Annotated in this window: 16 protein-coding genes and 2 pseudogenes; 4 read left to right on the top strand and 14 right to left on the bottom strand. The window is 39.5% G+C overall.

The annotated features are described in order from the left end of the window. Positions 1-74 precede the first annotated feature (74 nt). Positions 75-905 (top strand): vitamin B12 ABC transporter substrate-binding protein BtuF, encoded by an 831-nt coding sequence (gene btuF, locus ACGF63_RS09395; protein WP_051477476.1) that lies wholly within the window; start codon positions 75-77, stop codon positions 903-905. An 84-nt stretch (positions 906-989) separates the two neighbouring features. Here the strand turns inward: btuF and erpA are convergent, their stop codons facing one another. Further along, on the bottom strand, positions 990-1,334 hold the full coding sequence (gene erpA, locus ACGF63_RS09390; protein ID WP_031280637.1) for an iron-sulfur cluster insertion protein ErpA: 345 nt from the start codon (positions 1,332-1,334) through the stop codon (positions 990-992). Positions 1,335-1,748: 414 nt separating this feature from the next. On the opposite strand from erpA, the gene ACGF63_RS09385 reads away from it, so the two are divergent. After that, positions 1,749-2,534, top strand: a complete 786-nt coding sequence (locus ACGF63_RS09385) for a DUF1460 domain-containing protein (RefSeq protein ID WP_152963094.1) — start codon at positions 1,749-1,751, stop codon at positions 2,532-2,534. A 51-nt stretch (positions 2,535-2,585) separates the two neighbouring features. Further along, positions 2,586-3,869: a glutamate-1-semialdehyde 2,1-aminomutase gene (gene hemL, locus ACGF63_RS09380; RefSeq protein ID WP_387630341.1), complete on the top strand. Its 1,284-nt coding sequence runs from the start codon at positions 2,586-2,588 to the stop codon at positions 3,867-3,869. A 63-nt stretch (positions 3,870-3,932) separates the two neighbouring features. Here the strand turns inward: hemL and ACGF63_RS09375 are convergent, their stop codons facing one another. Both ACGF63_RS09375 and ACGF63_RS09370 read right to left on the bottom strand, forming a co-directional pair. Next, positions 3,933-4,331 (bottom strand): type II toxin-antitoxin system VapC family toxin, encoded by a 399-nt coding sequence (locus ACGF63_RS09375; protein ID WP_036849753.1) that lies wholly within the window; start codon positions 4,329-4,331, stop codon positions 3,933-3,935. Further along, a complete protein-coding gene (locus tag ACGF63_RS09370) occupies positions 4,328-4,588 on the bottom strand; it encodes an antitoxin (protein WP_036849752.1) in 261 nt (86 codons plus the stop codon). The genes ACGF63_RS09375 and ACGF63_RS09370 overlap by 4 nt, the downstream gene beginning before the upstream one ends. A gap of 331 nt (positions 4,589-4,919) precedes the next feature. Between ACGF63_RS09370 and ACGF63_RS09365 the strand changes: the two genes are divergently transcribed. Continuing rightward, entirely contained in the window at positions 4,920-5,507 is a 588-nt protein-coding gene (locus ACGF63_RS09365) for a carbonic anhydrase (RefSeq protein WP_152963096.1), read from the top strand. A gap of 993 nt (positions 5,508-6,500) precedes the next feature. On the opposite strand, the gene ACGF63_RS09360 is transcribed toward ACGF63_RS09365, so the two are convergent. The 11 genes and pseudogenes from ACGF63_RS09360 to ACGF63_RS09310 all read right to left on the bottom strand — a co-directional run bounded on the left by ACGF63_RS09360 (position 6,501) and on the right by ACGF63_RS09310 (position 18,522). Continuing rightward, positions 6,501-6,968 carry a DUF6392 family protein gene (locus ACGF63_RS09360; protein WP_387630337.1) on the bottom strand — a complete coding sequence of 156 codons (468 nt, stop codon included), beginning with the start codon at positions 6,966-6,968 and terminating at the stop codon, positions 6,501-6,503. After that, positions 6,968-7,705 (bottom strand): S-type pyocin domain-containing protein, encoded by a 738-nt coding sequence (locus ACGF63_RS09355; RefSeq protein ID WP_387630391.1) that lies wholly within the window; start codon positions 7,703-7,705, stop codon positions 6,968-6,970. The genes ACGF63_RS09360 and ACGF63_RS09355 overlap by 1 nt, the downstream gene beginning before the upstream one ends. A gap of 17 nt (positions 7,706-7,722) precedes the next feature. Next, positions 7,723-7,977, bottom strand: coding sequence for a bacteriocin immunity protein (locus ACGF63_RS09350; RefSeq protein WP_036849748.1), 255 nt, complete (start codon positions 7,975-7,977; stop codon positions 7,723-7,725). A 14-nt stretch (positions 7,978-7,991) separates the two neighbouring features. Next, positions 7,992-9,665, bottom strand: a complete 1,674-nt coding sequence (locus ACGF63_RS09345; RefSeq protein WP_387630334.1) for an S-type pyocin domain-containing protein — start codon at positions 9,663-9,665, stop codon at positions 7,992-7,994. Positions 9,666-10,055: 390 nt separating this feature from the next. Further along, a complete protein-coding gene (gene mrcB / locus ACGF63_RS09340) occupies positions 10,056-12,518 on the bottom strand; it encodes a bifunctional glycosyl transferase/transpeptidase (protein WP_036849746.1) in 2,463 nt (820 codons plus the stop codon). An 85-nt stretch (positions 12,519-12,603) separates the two neighbouring features. Beyond that, a pseudogene (locus ACGF63_RS09335) lies at positions 12,604-13,011 on the bottom strand (ATP-dependent helicase C-terminal domain-containing protein); the annotation flags it as partial. A 193-nt stretch (positions 13,012-13,204) separates the two neighbouring features. Then, a complete protein-coding gene (locus ACGF63_RS09330) occupies positions 13,205-14,419 on the bottom strand; it encodes an HlyD family efflux transporter periplasmic adaptor subunit (RefSeq protein ID WP_387630330.1) in 1,215 nt (404 codons plus the stop codon). Continuing rightward, positions 14,412-16,076 carry an ATP-binding cassette domain-containing protein gene (locus tag ACGF63_RS09325; RefSeq protein ID WP_387630328.1) on the bottom strand — a complete coding sequence of 555 codons (1,665 nt, stop codon included), beginning with the start codon at positions 16,074-16,076 and terminating at the stop codon, positions 14,412-14,414. Before ACGF63_RS09325 ends, ACGF63_RS09330 begins: the two co-directional genes overlap by 8 nt. An 87-nt stretch (positions 16,077-16,163) precedes the next feature. Continuing rightward, positions 16,164-16,747: pseudogene (locus ACGF63_RS09320) on the bottom strand (IS30 family transposase). A gap of 124 nt (positions 16,748-16,871) precedes the next feature. Next, positions 16,872-17,618, bottom strand: coding sequence for a nucleotidyltransferase domain-containing protein (locus ACGF63_RS09315; RefSeq protein WP_387630325.1), 747 nt, complete (start codon positions 17,616-17,618; stop codon positions 16,872-16,874). A 94-nt stretch (positions 17,619-17,712) separates the two neighbouring features. Further along, positions 17,713-18,522, bottom strand: a complete 810-nt coding sequence (locus tag ACGF63_RS09310; protein WP_387630322.1) for a glycosyltransferase family 2 protein — start codon at positions 18,520-18,522, stop codon at positions 17,713-17,715. Positions 18,523-18,545: the final 23 nt, after the last annotated feature.

The following is an 18,545-nucleotide window of genomic DNA, read 5'->3' as shown; positions in this document are numbered from 1 at the left end:
TGATTGATATTTTCGGGAAAAATGCAGGGCGTGTCTGGTGACAATATATTTAATCTTTTAAAGGCACGCCTTACATGAAATGGATAAAAAGCCTGAGTTCAGTTTGGTTATCACTTTTACTGCTTCTCAGTGGTTTCGGCCATTCTCTGCATGCCGAGTCTCTGCGTGTCATCAGTTTATCCCCGTCAACCACAGAATTGGCCTATGCTGCCGGGTTAGGCGACAATCTGATCGCCGCCAGTGCTTATTCTGATTATCCCCCTCAAGCCAGCAAACTTGAGCAAGTGGCGAACTGGCAAGGCATTAACCTGGAACGAATTATCACGCTTAAACCCGATATAATCTTGGCATGGCGAGGAGGTAATCCCCAACGGCCACTGGAACAACTCGCCTCTTTTGGTATTAAAATCTTTTATTCCGACCCCAAAACCACCGAACAGATAGCTCAAGATTTAGAACGACTGGCTGAATACAGTCCCCATCCTCAACAGGCAAAAAAATCTGCGGCTGAACTTCGTCAACGGTTTGCTGCTCTGAAACAAAAATATGCCGCGACCACACCAAAACCTGTCTTTTTACAATTCGGCACTCAGTCTCTGTTTACTGCCTCAGGACAGACACTGCAAAGTGAAGTGCTTTCAACCTGTGGTGGCAGAAATATTTTCGCTGACAGCCCCGTTCCCTGGCCACAGGTAAGCCGTGAGCAAGTACTCACTCGGAAACCTGAGACGATTGTTATCAGTGGAGGGCCGGAACAAGCCAGATTAATTGAAAATTTCTGGCATCCACAATTAAATGCCAAAGTGATTACATTGCATGAAGATTGGTTTCATCGCGCAGGGCCTCGTATCGTTCTGGCCGCCGAACAGCTATGCCAGCAATTGAACGATAAGGGGTCCGGATAAAGCAAAATAGTTTAGTGGGATTACAGGAATATCCCGAAAATGGGTCATATTATTCACAGACCCATTGCGGGAAACAACCTGGAATCAGATACTGAAAGAAGAACCACAACCGCAGGTTGTCTTAGCATTAGGGTTGGTGACGATAAAGCGTGAACCCTCCAGACCTTCGGTATAATCAACACAACCGCCAACCAAATATTGCAGACTCATCGGATCAACAACCAACTCGACACCCTGCTTCTCAATGGTCATATCGCCTTCATTGATCTGATCATCAAAGGTAAAGCCATACTGGAAACCACTGCAACCGCCACCTGTGATATAAACCCGTAAACGCAGGTTTGGATTTTCTTCATCCGAAACTAAGATTTTCACTTTACTGGCGGCAGCATCAGTAAACTGCAAAGGTAATGCTATATCATCGCTCATCATTTTTTACTCCAGACCGGAACCCGGCAAAGACATTCACAAGACAACAGAAATTTGCCGATTTATTAATAATTCGAATTATCTAATACCTGGTTAGTTCGTTCAAGTTTTGTCATTTCAGCAACTCAAGAATAGCTAACAAGTTGTCTGAGCATCTTTTAACATTGAGGTTAACCCTTGATGAATCAGCGAGTCCAAAATGCACCAGTGAAAAGAGGCAAATGAGACCACCAGTTACAGCCACTAACAGATATGCAGAATTCAGACAATATCAATAAGCACTTTCTGGATCCTGAATGAAGTATAGTTCAATCATCAGTTAATCAATTCACTATAAAAAGGAAAATTTATTGATTTATCATGATTATTAGTTACTTTATTGAATATTTATTAAAGTCACCATGCGGAGTTCTTATGCAAAAAATATTACCACTTATGCTGGTTGTCACCCTTGCAGGCTGCGTAGCCCATAGCAAGCCAGTCGATATTGACAGTTATACCTCGAAGAAAATTAATGACATCATAGAAAACCAGATAAAACCGGGAAATAAAGACAATCCTGGCGAAATGATAAAAAATATCTCTTATCAATTCCTGGATACGCCTTATGCCGCAAACAAACTGGTCGGCTCCCCAACTGAACCTGAAAAATTAGTAATAGATTTTAGCGGCCTGGACTGTTTTACTTTTCTTGATTACGTAGAATCGCTAAGGAAATCAAATAACCAACAGGATTTTATAAAGAATCTCATTCAGACAAGGTATATCGACGAAAAAGTCAGTTTTTTACAAAGAAAACATTTCTTCACAGACTGGTCAACCAGAGAAAAATTAAATGCCAAAGATGTGACGAATGAAATAAGTTCTTCTTACATAAAAATCACAAAAAGTCTGAATAGAAAAGCGGATGGTGGCGAATATATCCCCGGACTTGGTGTTATCAACCGAGATATTCAATATATTCCAGGTAATAAAGTGAATGATTCCGTGATTAACCACTTAAAAACGGGAGATTATATAGGAATATACACCCATATTGCCGGGCTGGATGTCACGCATACAGGGATTTTTATTATGACAGATAATGGCCCAATGTTTAGAAATGCGTCTTCACTTGCAGCCAATAAAAAAGTGGTCGATTCACCATTCCTTGATTACGTAAAGAATAAACCCGGAATTATCGTCCTAAGATCATTATAATCAGTGAGGCAAGCGATAAACCCATTTAAAGTTACATTCAGGAGCCTTTTAATGAGCCAATCAGAAATCCTCTATTCTCAGGCCAAACAGCTTATTCCCGGCGGCGTCAATTCTCCGGTACGGGCATTTAACGGCGTTGGCGGTACGCCTCGGTTTATCAAACACGCTGACGGTGCCTATCTCTATGATGTTGATGGTAAAGCCTATATTGATTACGTCGGCTCCTGGGGTCCCATGGTATTGGGGCATAACCACAGCGCTATCCGTAATGCAGTCATCAAAGCCGCCGAACAAGGGTTAAGTTTTGGTGCACCCACTGCCGCTGAAGTAGAAATGGCTCAATTAGTGACTGAACTGGTGCCATCAATGGATATGGTGCGCATGGTCAACTCAGGCACAGAGGCGACCATGAGTGCTATCCGTCTGGCTCGTGGCTATACCAACCGCGATAAGATCATCAAATTCGAAGGTTGTTATCACGGCCACGCTGATTGCCTGCTGGTCAAAGCCGGTTCTGGCGCGCTGACTATCGGCCAACCAAACTCTCCGGGGGTTCCGGTTGATTTCGTCAAACATACTCTGATCTGTACCTATAACGATTTGAACTCGGTTCGGGAAGCGTTTGAAAAATATCCTGAAGAGATAGCCTGTATTATTGTCGAACCTGTTGCCGGTAATATGAACTGCGTGCCACCGCTACCTGAATTTTTACCCGGCTTACGCGCGCTGTGTGATGAATTCGGTGCTTTATTGATTATCGATGAAGTGATGACAGGTTTCCGCGTCGCCTTATCCGGTGCGCAATCTTATTACAATGTAGAGCCTGACCTGACTTGCCTTGGCAAAATCATTGGTGGTGGTATGCCCGTTGGTGCTTTCGGTGGACGTCATGAAGTGATGGCAAAATTAGCACCAACCGGCCCGGTTTATCAGGCTGGAACCTTATCCGGCAATCCAATTGCCATGGCTGCGGGTCTTGCTTGTTTGAAAGAAGTTTCTCAGCCCGGTGTACATCAGCGCCTGACTGAACTGACAGATAACTTGGCTGCTGGCCTGACGAAAGCAGCAAAAGCGGCTGGCATTCCGCTGGTGGTTAACCATGTTGGCGGGATGTTTGGTATTTTCTTTACTGATGCGGAGAAAGTATCCTGTTATCAAGATGTGATGAATTGCGATATTGAACGCTTTAAACGTTTCTTCCATCTGATGCTTGATGAAGGGGTTTATTTAGCTCCTTCTGCATTTGAAGCGGGTTTTATGTCTATCGCTCATACTGATGAAGATATTCAACGTACTGTTAATGCTGCCGCCCGCTGCTTTGCCAAATTAAAATAATTTTTTTGCTTCAAATAACAGCGCCGTATTTTTACGGCGCTCATAACATCAGGTAACTTCAATTTAAACAGTCCAATCTTCGATATGCAATCCCGGTACATATTGAAAAGCACGATCATTTGTAACCAATATCATCTTCATATTTAGCGAGTGCGTTGCAATAAGTAAATCAAGTGGTGCTAATATCTTACCCTGTCTTTGCATCTCAGCCTTGATCATACCATAGTGTTCAGCAACAGAATTATCCCAAGGTAAGACATCAATCCGCATGAGAAACTCTCTTACTGCCATACGGAGTTGCTTTGCTTCTGGACGACGCGCCAATCCGAACAATAATTCACCTTCTGTAATAGCTGAAATACAAAGTGACGACATTGGCACAGATAGAACATGCTGCACGACTGAATGGTGCCCTCTGATAAAATGCCCTACTACGTTTGTATCAAGCATATAATGCTTCATTCTTCCCATCCCTCAAACGGATCACGAGATTGCTCTTGCTGACACCGTTCTCCTTCACTCAGAAAATCGTCAGGAATAGTTGTTCCCTTCAATGCCGCAAAAAATCCATCCCAATTGTGTGGCTTACGGGACAGTATTACATCTCCTGTCTCAGGATCCTTTCGGATAAAAACTTCATCAGAATCAAATCGATAAGCCGCTGGCAGACGTACCGCTTGACTCCTCCCATTCATAAACAATTTAGCTATATGCCCCATACAACCTCCTAATACTGATTGGTATATATCAAAGCATATTACAAGTGTGGGTATATCTCAAGATATAGATCAAACATGATGCTATAAAGAGCTATCGATTTAACGGTAAGTTATAAATCCGTTGCCCTTCAAAAAAACACCCTGTTTCACTTGACCAGCACAAAGGATACAAGTATATATTTTTCATAAATTTTATTTATGTATTCCGTGTTTTCAGACTCATATTCATTTATTAAATAGATATTCTGGCTTTATCAAGAAGTTGAGTTTTATTTCTATCTTTTTGTTTTACATCATAATTTACTAAACCAGAAAATATGAAGGAGAGAGGATGAGCAACGTTATCAAAGAAATAAGTGATGCTAATATTGCATATGCAACAACTTTTGGTGATGATAAAAAAAATCTTGGTTTACCGGCTGTCAGACGATTTGCCATATTGACTTGTATGGATGCCAGGCTGGACCCAGCAAAATTTGCAGGTTTATCGGAAGGTGACGCTCATATTATTCGTAACGCAGGCGGAAGAGCCAGTGATGATGCCATTCGTTCACTTATCATTTCTTACAAACTTTTTGGAACAAAAGAGTGGTTTGTCATTCATCATACTCATTGTGGGATGGAGCTTTTTACAGACAATATCATGGGCGATCTACTGGAAAACAGCCTGGAAAGTGTCATCATGACGGATGAGGGATTTAAAGATATCGGCAACGGTACAGGTTCATCCGAGGGAAAATATATCAAATGGCTTACTATTGATAATCAAGTTAATAGTTTAGTTGAAGATATTCACCGTATTCGTACTCACCCCCTTGTGCCCGAAAATATTGCTATATATGGGTACATCTATGATGTGAAGTCAGGAAAATTAATTGAGGTTCCTGAAGCAACAAGCATTGTAAATGTAGAGTCGTGAATCAAACTTGTTGGTATACCATAATCATTGAAGATATTTGATTTACGATAGACTTGTGTGATTTACTCCCCACGCTCAATCACCAGTGATTAGCGTGGGGTTTCTTATCAGCGATTCTATACTCTGCTTATTTTACTGCCATAACCATTTAAAAATGCGAATACAGAAATATTATCCGAACAGACTGGTATTTAAATACTTTCTCGCCATTATTTTATGAAGGAAACCCTGAAAATAACGCAATAAAAAAATGGATAAAACGGGTAATCTGGCAGGATTTAAGCCCTAAAAAAGCTGATTATCCGTAAAGATATCTTTAATCTTATCAGGTTACTTACTGATTTATCAAGATAAAATAAAGGGTGGTAATTTATTAAAACTGCCAAAGATTTCCGGTAAAACAACGTCAGTAAAAATAAAATCGGGTATGATTAACGTTCATTAAACGTAAAACCACGATATGCCATGATGATTAAACTTGATAAAAAGCAGACGTTAAAAGTGGTAAAAACCATAGTTAAAAAAATGGTTAAAACTTTATACCGATTAAAACCAAGGATTAACACCATGACTTTTAAAACAGTTTAAAACCGGCTTATTATAAAACTATCAGTGAAAAATGAAAAGACTCTGTTAATGCTTATATCCATTTTGGGAAAAAAGAAAAATAAGAACATGAGTCGTTTAATCATAAAATACATTTTCCAAAATGAAATGATTTTATTAACGTTTTCAATCTGGAGTAAACTTTGTCGTAAATAGATTAAATAGTCGTAATTAACACCCTTTATCCAAGAAAAATAATTAAGAGATTGCTCTTCAATAAAAAATCTCCTAATAAGATTTTCTTAGACTATTTATTAACACTTCAACATTAACCACCATTACTTATATAACCCCTGTTCTTGGTGAAAGCAATTCATCTGCGATTTGGATTTCCAAGCTGCTCGCAAACGAATTGGCTCTTAAAAAATCTCCCATATTTATTATTGACTACCAACGTACTTCTGATGTGGGTAAAAAAGTTAAAGATTCAACCAATTCAGTTAGATCATAAGAAATTTGCATACTTGTGGGAATATGAAAATCAAGTAATGTATATAATTCTGTCCAACCAAACTGGCGCTTCATAATCATCTCGGGAGGGTGAGATTTCTCAGGCTCCCCAAAATGCTCATGAATCCACTTACGTGACATTTTAAGGATTAATGGTGATGGCAACTCACCGGGGAATAAGTAATTAGGCTTATTATTATTAATTAAGGTTAATGTAATCTCCTTTAATTTTCTATCTTTCCTATAAAAAGACAAAAAAACCCCTTCTCTTATCATATCCAGACATATCACTTCATCACCAGGAAAACCACTTGGCTTCGTTTTATAAGGAATTAGCCCTTCATCAAAAATATTTTTATAGTCTCTCCCTAAACTATTAATTAACGCTTCAATGTTAATCGCCATTATTCGTATAACCCTTGTTTCTGATTAATCTCATGCATCTTTTCTCTAGCTTTTTCAAGCTGTTCTTCTGTTACACCATAGTTTTTCAGCTCTGATTTTATTGTATTAAAATCACGATTTACAGCTGCCTTCAAGTCCTTTCCATCCTGTTCTATTTGAGTTGGAGAATTCCGGCCTCCATAGGTAGCACTGAGCTTCTGATGAATCTCAGCTGGAATGATGATTGCGGCAACATCTTTAGATAGCTGATTCAATTGGGCGTCTGTTAATTTGGAATTTAATCTCTTCAAATGTTTTTTAACCGCAGCAGCCGAAGGCATATGATCAGCATGTGTTCCATTCCTTGGTCTGCCCGCAAAATTGCTGTACAAATCCACTTCAAACAATTTCACCGGCGGTTTACTCAAATACACATACACCGGCGGCATATTCGGAATGGGGAGTACCAAAATATAATCGCGGAAATCCTTCTCTTCCGGCATCGGTAGCGATTCAATATCACTGCCCACTTTATCCGGGATCGGCAACACGGTTATTTGTGACGGAATAAACGGCTGTTCTTCATTCCCGTTATGGGCCGGAACTTTGAATTCCTGTTCGTTCGGCGTCCATAAAATCGTTGGCCTGTTCTCTCCCGGTTCCCAGAACTCATAATTACCCGTGGTCCGATTCAGCTTCATCGTCCTGAAAGGTATTAACCTGCCTATGATGAAAAGGATTGTAAGAATCCTTTTCATCATTTACTTAATTACGGCTACTTTTTAAAACCCGGCTTGCCATTTTTCGCTCGCCATTCTTTTATCACTTTAAGCACACCTTCTGGACTATCTTCAACTCCATTTTCTGGATAAAAAATTAGTCCATTTCCGTTCGGGTGTTCTGAAAGTTTTTCAAAATGATCTATTAAATTATCATGTTCTTCCTCTGAAACATCCACAGCCCATATTTTATTCAATAGGGATAAGAATTCAGCTTCAGTATAATCTTCCAGTTTGTTTTTCAGTTCCATCTTACATCCCCTCTCTAATTAGAATGGAGTTCAATGTGTTTTTTTGGGGTGACTACCCGTAAATTATCGAGATCATAGACAGCCCCACCATCTTTAATTGGTTTTACATGGTGGATATCGAATTTTTTCTTTCCACCTACTTGTTCAATCGGAATGGCAAACGGCGCATATCCAAGCTCTTTAATTCTTTTTTTATTTACATCAGAAAGATCCTTTGCTAACTCAGGATCGTTTCCAACCTCTTTCCAAAATGCCTTTCTGAAATCATCAAAGTTATTAAATGTCCTCCCACGCAACTTATCCGCTATCTGACTGGGAATTGGGGCTCCCATATCTTGTCCTGCGCGACTTAGCCAGTTGCCTTCGACTTTTTGCCCTTGGCCGGTTACCGTCCCCGGTTGATTTCGGGGGGTGTTGAACATCACGTAAATCGGTTTCATGCCAGAATCGGCTGGAAATACCAAAATATAATCGCGGAAATCCTTCTCTTCCGGCATCGGTAGCGATTCAATATCACTGCCCACTTTATCCGGGATCGGCAACACGGTTATTTGTGACGGAATAAACGGCTGTTCTTCATTCCCGGTATGGGCCGGAACTTTAAACTCTTGTTCGTTCGGCGTCCATAAAATCGTCGGCCTGTGCTCTCCCGGCTCCCAAAACTCATAATTACCCGTGGTCCGATTCAGCTTCATCATATGAACCGGCACTTTATCCAACCCACTTTCCAGGCTGACGTGATACCCCTGAATAGTCATCCTGCCGCTTTTTTCATCTCTGATCCAGCGGAAACGTACACGAGTCGGAGCCTTACCGAACTGTTCGGCTATTTGCCTGAGTTGATACTGATTTAAGTAATCCTCCTCGCCCTGATTCAACTCCGGTGAATAAAACAGCCCCATTAACCCAACCGTTACCGGATTGGGTGCCGCCAGCCAGCGCCCGGCACTGGTAGCACCTCCACCAATGTAACGCATCACCAGCTCTTCCCCTTCCGCTACTGCGCTGCGGGCAGTTGCGGCCACAGCGGTAGCGGCTGCTTCGGCTTTATCTTTGCCACGGCTAAACCACCGTTTATACCACGGTAATTTTTTATCCTGCGGTTTATCCGGTTCAGGTGGGTGTTGCTTGCCCTGTGGAGGCGGTTCTGGTTTTTGCGGCGTTACGGGAACAGGAGATGACGGAACCTGATATATCGCCATTCTGCCGAAGTTATCTGCGGGTTCAGCTTCGGTTCCAGCATCAGTACAACCTTTGCCCCGCAAGCAAGATTTCGTAAACACCGGTATTGGCGGCGGTGCTTTCGGGACAAGCGGCGGCCCGGACTGAACACCTGCTGTTTTCCCCGCAGGCGATGAGAGATTCTGCACAGCCATATTAGCCGGAGCCACTGCCTGATTGACCGGCTGAGATTCTTTCTCATAGCAATCCATAATGGAATTGATAAACCGAGCCTTACAGGGACAGGTGCTGACACTATCCAGTGTGCCGGCCAGCCGTTGCCCCATGTCAAACATATCTGATATACCACCGACAATCATGTAAGTACCAGAATGTTTACCACAGGTAACCTTATCCCCTTCACGAGCGGTTGCCCGTCCATCAAATGTCATGGTGTGGTCACCAGTAATAATCTGGCCACCACAGGTTGTTTTGTCACCTACGAGCAGGAAATACCCTATTGCCACTATTCATTTCTCCATTGACTAACCGCATGAAGAAAGGATCTGACTGGAATCATCATATTCTTACCACTCTATTACTTAATATGCATGATCAATAATTCATCAGATTTTACTTAAAAAACATATAGGAATATTCCGAAAGTTACTGATTTTTTCGTCTCAGATGGGCGTAAAAACCCATATTTTGCAACATTTTTCATGCAAATATGAAACATATATGAGCATTACTACTGCGATAATGGTGTAAAGCTGAAAAGGTAATGACGCGGTATGTTTGGGAAGCTGATGAAAAAAACGGTGAACGGTGGCTTTGCAGCCGAAAAACAATACTCAGAAAATCAAAGCGCTGACCTAAAGATCAGCGCTTTGTCATTCATCTGATCAAATATTCATTTATTGACCAAACATCTCCCGCAACCAGCCCGGCGCTTGTTCTTGTTGCTGAACAGGTGCTGACACCGCTGTTTGCTGGCACAGACTCTGTGGATCATAAGTCCAAACCGGTAATGTTCTCCAGCCACTGCCACCACTACAATTAAAGCTGCCGTCCTGATTAACCACCATATCGACAATGCCTTCTGGCGGAATGTTGTTCAGCACCAGCGGTGTCTGATTTTCCAAATAACGGCGATACACATTTAGCGCACCAGTGGCACCAGTCAGATTAGTCGGATCGTTGTTATCCCGGCCAACCCATGAAATCACCACTTCTTTGCCATCTACCCCGGCAAACCAGCTATCACGCAGATCATTGGTTGTACCGGTTTTACCTGCCAGATTATAACGACCAAACTTACCCGCCAGAGAACGCGAAGTCCCATTCGCCACAACCTGCTGCATACCATACAGTGTCAGGTAAGCCGCCTGAGCAGGAACAGCCCGTTCAGCCTGCGGGTAACTCTGATATATCACCGTCCCCTCTTCTGTAATGACAGAACGTAACGCAGAAAGCGTTGCGCGATTGCCGCCACTGGTCATCGTCTGATATTCCTGAGCCACTTCCAGCGGTGTCAAGCTGAGAGAACCCAGTAACATAGCCGGAACCTGCTGGATAACGTCTGCCGGAACACCAAGCCGGATCAGTGTGTTGCTTACATGATCAAGGCCAACAGCCAATCCAAGATTCACCGTCGGAATATTCAGTGAACTAGCTAGCCCATCCACCAACATGACACGTCCACGGAAGCGGCGGTCATAGTTTCTCGGCTCCCAAACCTTACTGTTCGGCTGTTTCACGGAAAGGGGTTCATCCGCCAGCCAAGTATTCAATCGATACTGATCAGGTTCACTCAGTGCAGCCAGATAAGTAGAGGGTTTTGCTAAAGAACCAATCGGGCGGCGCGCCATCATGGCCCGGTTAAATCCGGCATACTGCGGTTGAGAACCACTAACCATCGCCCTGATTTCACCACTAATGCGATCGACAACCACCATTGCCCCTTCAAGATCGGCGATTTTACGGGTTTTTCTCAGGCTAGCAATTCCCTCTTCCACTGCGTTTTCAGCTGCATCCTGGGATACCGGATCAAGAGTCGTAAAGATTTTCACACCAGATAAATCATTAACTTTATCGCCCAGTTTGTCCTGCAACTCTTGACGAACCAGTTGCATAAACGCAGGTTGTGGCGTGATGACACCACTTTTCGGTTTTACCCCAAGTGGGCGGGCGCTCAGTAGTTTATAAAGGTCCTCATCAATAATTTGCTGATTTTGTAAAAGTTTAAGCACCACATTACGGCGCTCAAGAGCCAGTTTCGGATTACGCCACGGGTTATAGAGTGAAGCACCTTTCACCATGCCGACCAGCAACGCCTGCTGATCCAAACTCAATTCATCCACCGGACGGCCAAAATAATAAAGACTCGCCAGCGGGAACCCCCGGATCTGTTCACCACCACTTCGCCCCAGATAAACTTCGTTCAGATACAATTCGAGAATACGATCTTTGCTGTAGCGGTAATCCATCAAAACCGCCATGTAAGCTTCATTCGCTTTACGCACCAAGGTACGTTCATTGGTCAGAAACAAGTTTCTGACCAATTGTTGCGTCAGGGTACTTCCTCCCTGAACAGTGCGCCCCGCCGTCAAGTTAGCCAGAAACGCACGCCCGATAGAAAGGATGCGGATACCATCATGTTGATAGAAATGACGGTCTTCTGTCGCCAGCAAGGTATTGACCAGTAAATCAGGAAAACCAGAGCGCGGCACAAACAACCGCTGCTCACCATTGGGTGACTGCAACATGGTAATGAGTTTAGGATCAAGACGGAAGAAACCAAATTGACGTTGGTTTTCTATATTTTCTATCCCTGCCAAACGGTTATCACTGAAAGTCAACAGAGCGTGGATCTGCCCTTCTTTACTGTCAGGAAAATCAAATGGACGGCGCAGCATCTCAATGGTTTCGCCTCTGACAGAAAACTCCCCAGGACGGGTAATTTTCGTCACCTGGCGATACTGCATTCCTTCCAGCAGATGTACCATCTCTTTTTTACTGTAGTTCATGCCCGGTTCAAGGTTGACCATCCGGCCATAAACTGCCGCAGGCAGATCCCAGACTTTTCCGTCAATGCGGTCACGGATTTTGCCATCTAGATAAACACCATACCCCCCCAGCAACACAGCAAAGACAATAAATATCTTGAATAATAACCAGAACCAACGCCACTTTTTCTTAGGTGGATAGGAATACTTGCCTCTCTTTGTCATGGGTTGATCCTCTTCATCATCGTAGTCGTCATCTTCGTAACCATCATCATAATCATCCAACAAATGCCGTCTTTTCGATGGCGGTTTACGGCGGGATACCGGTTTCTTGCTTTTACGTCCGATTGGTTGATGATCTTCACCAGACATTCCAAAATTCTCCAAAGCCATTCAAACGCTGAATAATGGGTATTCATATCTTTTTTAATGAATTTATTCGCCTACAAGAAAGTTGTTAAATTCTATTACGAATATTTTTTACCCGCCGGGTTGGTGCCGTATTTGCCGGATCATCCGGCCATAGATGTTTTGGGTAGCGCCCTTTCATCTCTTTTTGCACTTCCCGATATGCCCCCTGCCAAAAAGCAGCCAAATCTTGCGTGATCTGCAATGGACGCTGGGCCGGCGATAATAATTCAAGCACCAATGCTATCCGCCCTTTTGCCAACCATGGACTTTGCTGCTCTCCATACATTTCCTGCATCCGCACTGATAATACCGGTGGCTTATCACTAAAATAATTGATTGCTATCCGGCTGCCGGTAGGAACAGTGTAATAAATGGGCAGCTCATTATCCAGACATTGGCGCTGTTGCCAGTCCAGTAAACTTGCCAATGCCGGTAACAAATCAAACGTTGGTAGGTGAGTGCATTGAACACCTACCCGTATTTTCAGGAAAAAATGTCTAGTCTATCATGCCACAATGAAGCCTACGGCTGTAGTATTAGAAATTGCATTTATTAGGCGAACCCAAGATTTATTCATATTCATACTGACACTAAAACACCTGTAAAAAATAACTTTTTCAACAATACCACATTAAGTAATAAGACCATTAAGCAACATATGGAAATACTATTTCATATATATATTCATACAGATTAACTTCATCCAAGATGATAAACGCCTTGATTGAATTACCAAACTCCAAATCAAAATCCCTTTTATCAACAATATTAATCACAATTTCAGCCGTACCATTTTTCACGCCAAATATAGCCTCAACCTTCCCTTTTATTGCCCCATACTTGAGATAATCATAAGCATCCATTTTTAATTCTACGCTCTGTCCAATTTTAATTTTTCTAATATGTTTTTCACTAACGACTCCTTTTGCTATAAAGTGATTACCATCAGGATATATAGTGAAAACTAACTCTCCTTTTTTTACCTGCTTAGGTCTGATGCCATTAATATTATTAAACTCAATCTTACCATCAGCTTTTGCAATTCCTTCTATTCTCAACTTACCATTCTTTATATTCTCCATCCTTGTGCTTTTTACATCCAATTCTGAGACAAGAACAGAGAGTTCACCTCTTAACTGGTTAAGTTCCATATCTAACTCTTTATATTTGGTTACTCCAATTATGTATCTATTCTGCTCATCATCTAAACTGTACTTTCTTTTCTCTAAGTTTAATATATCAGATTCAAGATTAATCAAGCCACTACGTGATGAGAACAATTCCATTTTATATTTGATAATATCTTTCGTGGATAAATAATTATTATTATGATTTAACACTTTATCTACAAAATTCATCTGTTCTCTGTAGCTTTGACTAAAAAAATCATAGTCATCTCTATGTTCTTTCAAAATAGAGTCTATGTTTTTTAACTCACTTTCATTTTTATTAAATTTAAAATCTTCATAATTTTTTTCAATCTTCATCCGTTCATAGACATTATCTATATACTTTTCCATTGCATTGATTTTTGTATTATCCCGTTTTATATTTTGTAATAAAATAGATTCAGCCTCCTCTAAATCTGGATTAATCGCATTATAAATAGAATCTCTTTTTTTAACTACATCACCATCACGAACATTATAATTTTTAATGTCTATATCCTTTTCTGCATAAAATAATACAGGTTCTGGTGCGGTTTTAATAAAAGCATTTTCTAAAACAACTCTCCTCTTAATAGTCACAACAAAAGATAAAGCAAAACATATAATCAGCAAAAGAATTGTTATACTTATAATTAATTTATATTCTTTATGCAGTTCTGACTTCACTTCACTATTAGAGTTTAATTTATTCATTAAAAGCCTCTAGTTTGAAGAAATCATAGTTCTTTTCACTTTTCAGTTCTAACATTTCATGATTTTCACAATCGATAGTAAAATCATGAGCAACATAGAATATAATACAACCTTCTTTTTCTGAAATTAATTCACTTACGACTTTAGCATTTTTATTATCAATTCCTCTAAATATTTCATCAAATATCAGTACTGATTTATCTGACAGATAGCCTCGTAAAAAGAGTAATACTTGTCTTTGTCCTTCAGAAAAAGGATTAACCTTGTCACTAATAACGGTATCTAGTTTTTCAGGCAAACTATCTATTGGCTGCCATAAGTTTAACTTTTTAAGCATACTCTCAACTTTATTCCTATCAACTTCTCTTCCTAATGTAATATTTTCAATAATACTTGCAGTAAAGAGTATATCTTGTGGGAAGTATGCAGCGCATTGATTTATATGAATTTTAGGCTTAATAATTTTATCAGAAACATAAAAATTCACAGTCCCATTTACAGGTGGAATCAAACCAATCAAAGTCTTACATAAAGTTGTCTTACCAATACCATTCGGTCCTATTATTTTATATATCTTATTACTTTGAAAGGTAAGATCCGGAATTTTACAGACAATATTTCCGTTAGTACCAATATGAAGGTTCCTCACTGTAATTTCATCTACACTAACAATATTATCATCTAATTCAGTACTCAATAAACTCTCATCTACAACATTATTCCCCATGAATTCTTTATATCTTTCAAGAGTAATGCTTGATCTTTTCAACTCCATAAAAGAAACTAAAATCTGCATTGTATGTTTTAGAGATATTTCTGTAAAAGAAATTAACGTCAACATAACACCTAGTGAAAAACTACTATATCTAATAATGCTAATAACCATGACACATCTAATAACAGTACCAATGATTGTGTTAACTGTTAGAGTTTTGCTTTTCACACCAGCAACGAGTAATGCAACATTTTTCTCTCTATTCAAAAAATCACTCATCCTGTCAACACATCTATCCAGAATCCTGTTTCGATAATTATTGCCTCGTATCGTTTCCCTTCCTCCAATAATATCATCCATAATTGAAAGAAAATTTGATTTTATTTTAAAACGCTGCTCTTCTAAAATAACCATTTTCTTGGCAGATAAAAAATAGACAATTACCAGCATAATCATTCCTAAGATCAAAAAGATGACAACTAGAGGACTAACATATAATACTATGATTGATAATATTAAAATTGTAATAAGCTTAACAACAATATCTATTAGCAGAGTCAAATAATACTTTTTAATATTTTGAGCATCATAAATCCTTTGAATCAATCCACCTTTATTATAATCATTCAATATAGATAATCTTGTAGTAATCAAAGCAAGTAAATATTTATCTAAATAATAATAGTCCAAATATTTTTCCAGCGATGCTCTAAAGCGAGCAGTCAAATAAGTTAGTATCATATTGAATGATTCATATAATAAATAAGATATCATAAAGATAAACAAAAAACGCAAGTCACCTGATGGTATAACCGCGTCAATCAGATACTGCATGAAAAATGCAGCAAAAGAGCTAATGACACTTAATAGTAAAGAGTATAGTAATAAGGATTTTATATAACCTGTTGCAAAGTTGTCCTTCAATGCCACATCCATTTTCATGCTAAATTCCTAGATAATATTAATATAAGTTACAAAAATGAAATAACCGCGAATTCAACTATCAAATGTAACACTCGCCTATGTAGCCTAGCGTAATTCATCAAAGACTACTTTAGGCTGCCTAAACCCAAGCACTTTCTTGGCCAGAGGTTTATTCGTGTTTGTGCTTGCTCAACATATTCATTGCTCACAGTGAGTAAATCGGTTCCTTTCGGTATATATTGCCTGAGCAGCCCATTGAAATTTTCATTCAGCCCTCGCTCCCAAGATGAATAGGGGGGCAAAATACGCCATTGCATCCAGTACTTCTGCGATTACCTCATGTCACGAGCTATATGTTGATAGATCCACTCAGGACCGACAGGTAAATTCATTCGCTTAGCAATTGCACTGACTTGTTCAGGGCTCCAGTCCCAACCCAAAACCATTTCAACAAACCAAACGTTATCCCTTGAGATACGATATTTGAAGGCATTGGTCCGACGTTGGTCACTTTGCCTGTGTGCTTTATCTGGCTTGTAGCCGTCTCTGTCAGTGTTTCGCTTCAACTCTCAGCAGACGGTTGAACGGAGAACATTTACTCTCTTAGCTATCGCTGATTGCTAATAACCTTCTGCAAGTAGCGTTGAAATCTGGTATCTTTGCCCCTCGGTCAGTTGCTGGTAACTCATGGTAATACTGCTTTGAGTTTGGCGAGAAAGATGCCTACTATAGCAACTGACTGCCCTTCTGAAAAATTGCACTTATTAGTCGAATCTTCCTATTTTTAAAGTAAATATAATTGCAATATAACGACTAGTTCTCAATCACATTCAGTATGTTCATAATGCCCTGACTCACAAAATTTTCATCAGAATTTATTTCACCACCAAGAAGCATAATAACCTCTCTATAAAGAAAATCTATTTCCTCAATTCTTGTTTCTATATGATTAGGGCTCATTGCCAGTGAGAAATGCTCAGCAAAATTTTCATCAATATCTTTGAGCTGGCTAATCATTTTGCGAAAACCTTGCAGTCCCCAATGACGATGAAGTCTGATATAAGAATCTGCAATATTGAGCAAAAACTTAGAACATGCAAATTCGAAAAATCCGAGGTCATCTTTCACTTGATGTACCTTCCGGTATAGGTTTTCAACTAGCAATGCACTTTTCCTCCTATTTTCTATAGAAAATGTTTCTACAATAGGCGATTCAACTATAGAATAGGTTTTTAGTTTCAATTTTCTTGCTATATTTTTATTATCAAAAATAATCTCTGAATCCAACATATGCTTGATTGTTGGTCCATGCTTATGAGATAAAAGTTTTACTAAAGATTTTTCTGCCATATACCGAAGTTCAAACTCTACGTCACGATAGATTATCTTCTTTCTAAATAAATCAATTTCACTTCCATGTATAATAAGCAAGTCAATATCACTACTTCCATTTTTATACTTGCCTGTAAAATATGATCCATATCCAAGAATAGCTAAGATTTTTTCTTCTCTCTTTATTTTTTCTACAATTTCTTTTAAGCATTCTTTAATATCGCCCATACTACCTCACTTAAAGTATCTGTCACGAAAAATATAAAAATCATTCACTAGAAACTACAGCATATTTCACATCAAAACATTTAAACTATTTAAACTATTTAAACTCGATTTCATTCAGGTGAAATCGAACATCGTTGGGTTTGTTCAAATACTCTGACAATGGTAAGTTACTCTTTATTGTATTTCGTAATTGATCTAGCTTCTTAATATAATTTAATCTAGTTTCTGATTGGAATCCAGTAACAGACGATGTGGTAAGAGAACTTTCTCTTTCTACCTTTACATAAAGGGGACGGTTAATATTCCTGACCTTTACACAGTGAATAGCCCTAAGTAAAAAATCATCATCAGCAGCAATTCTAGTTGTACCATCAAAACCACCAAGGGTACGAAATATACTAAATCTAATTAACTGAGAAGGTTGAAAACTCAGATACTTCTTACCAAGTTGATGTGCAATATAAGGGATTCTATAAAATTTCTTAATGCGAAATGAGTTAACCGTATGAAAATTTTGGTAGAAATCTATATATGAAGAACCTAATATATCAATATGACTATTTTTGTTCATCAGATTATATAGGCAATCTAGTCTCATTGGTACAGAATAGTCATCTGCATCATGAAAGGTTATAAATTCAGTATCAATTCTATTGATGATATCATTTTTCAATCGATAAGTCCCGACATTAACATCACTCCTAAACAACCTGATATTTAAATTAGTTTTACTTGCTAAATATTCTAAAACATGTTGGAGCTGTATATAGTTGTCTTCTGATGAATGATCATCAGCAACTAAAATCTGCACATCACTCAAACAAGTTCTCATTATAGACTCAATAACACTAACAATAAGTATAGGCTGATTATAATGGGGGATTAGTACAGAAACTCTACTCATGTGAACTACTCATTTAAAATAAT

Source organism: Photorhabdus sp. RM322S, assembly GCF_042879395.1.
Lineage (GTDB): Bacteria > Pseudomonadota > Gammaproteobacteria > Enterobacterales > Enterobacteriaceae > Photorhabdus > Photorhabdus khanii.
This window is presented reverse-complemented; position numbering and strand designations above follow the sequence as displayed.

Coding starts and splice junctions, on each gene's coding strand:
- btuF (WP_051477476.1), top strand. CDS start 75: ATGAAATGGATAAAAAGCCTGAGTTCAGTTTGGTTATCACTTTTACTG.
- erpA (WP_031280637.1), bottom strand. CDS start 1,334: ATGAGCGATGATATAGCATTACCTTTGCAGTTTACTGATGCTGCCGCC.
- ACGF63_RS09385 (WP_152963094.1), top strand. CDS start 1,749: ATGCAAAAAATATTACCACTTATGCTGGTTGTCACCCTTGCAGGCTGC.
- hemL (WP_387630341.1), top strand. CDS start 2,586: ATGAGCCAATCAGAAATCCTCTATTCTCAGGCCAAACAGCTTATTCCC.
- ACGF63_RS09375 (WP_036849753.1), bottom strand. CDS start 4,331: ATGAAGCATTATATGCTTGATACAAACGTAGTAGGGCATTTTATCAGA.
- ACGF63_RS09370 (WP_036849752.1), bottom strand. CDS start 4,588: ATGGGGCATATAGCTAAATTGTTTATGAATGGGAGGAGTCAAGCGGTA.
- ACGF63_RS09365 (WP_152963096.1), top strand. CDS start 4,920: ATGAGCAACGTTATCAAAGAAATAAGTGATGCTAATATTGCATATGCA.
- ACGF63_RS09360 (WP_387630337.1), bottom strand. CDS start 6,968: ATGGCGATTAACATTGAAGCGTTAATTAATAGTTTAGGGAGAGACTAT.
- ACGF63_RS09355 (WP_387630391.1), bottom strand. CDS start 7,705: ATGAAAAGGATTCTTACAATCCTTTTCATCATAGGCAGGTTAATACCT.
- ACGF63_RS09350 (WP_036849748.1), bottom strand. CDS start 7,977: ATGGAACTGAAAAACAAACTGGAAGATTATACTGAAGCTGAATTCTTA.
- mrcB (WP_036849746.1), bottom strand. CDS start 12,518: ATGTCTGGTGAAGATCATCAACCAATCGGACGTAAAAGCAAGAAACCG.
- ACGF63_RS09330 (WP_387630330.1), bottom strand. CDS start 14,419: ATGAATAAATTAAACTCTAATAGTGAAGTGAAGTCAGAACTGCATAAA.
- ACGF63_RS09325 (WP_387630328.1), bottom strand. CDS start 16,076: ATGAAAATGGATGTGGCATTGAAGGACAACTTTGCAACAGGTTATATA.
- ACGF63_RS09315 (WP_387630325.1), bottom strand. CDS start 17,618: ATGGGCGATATTAAAGAATGCTTAAAAGAAATTGTAGAAAAAATAAAG.
- ACGF63_RS09310 (WP_387630322.1), bottom strand. CDS start 18,522: ATGAGTAGAGTTTCTGTACTAATCCCCCATTATAATCAGCCTATACTT.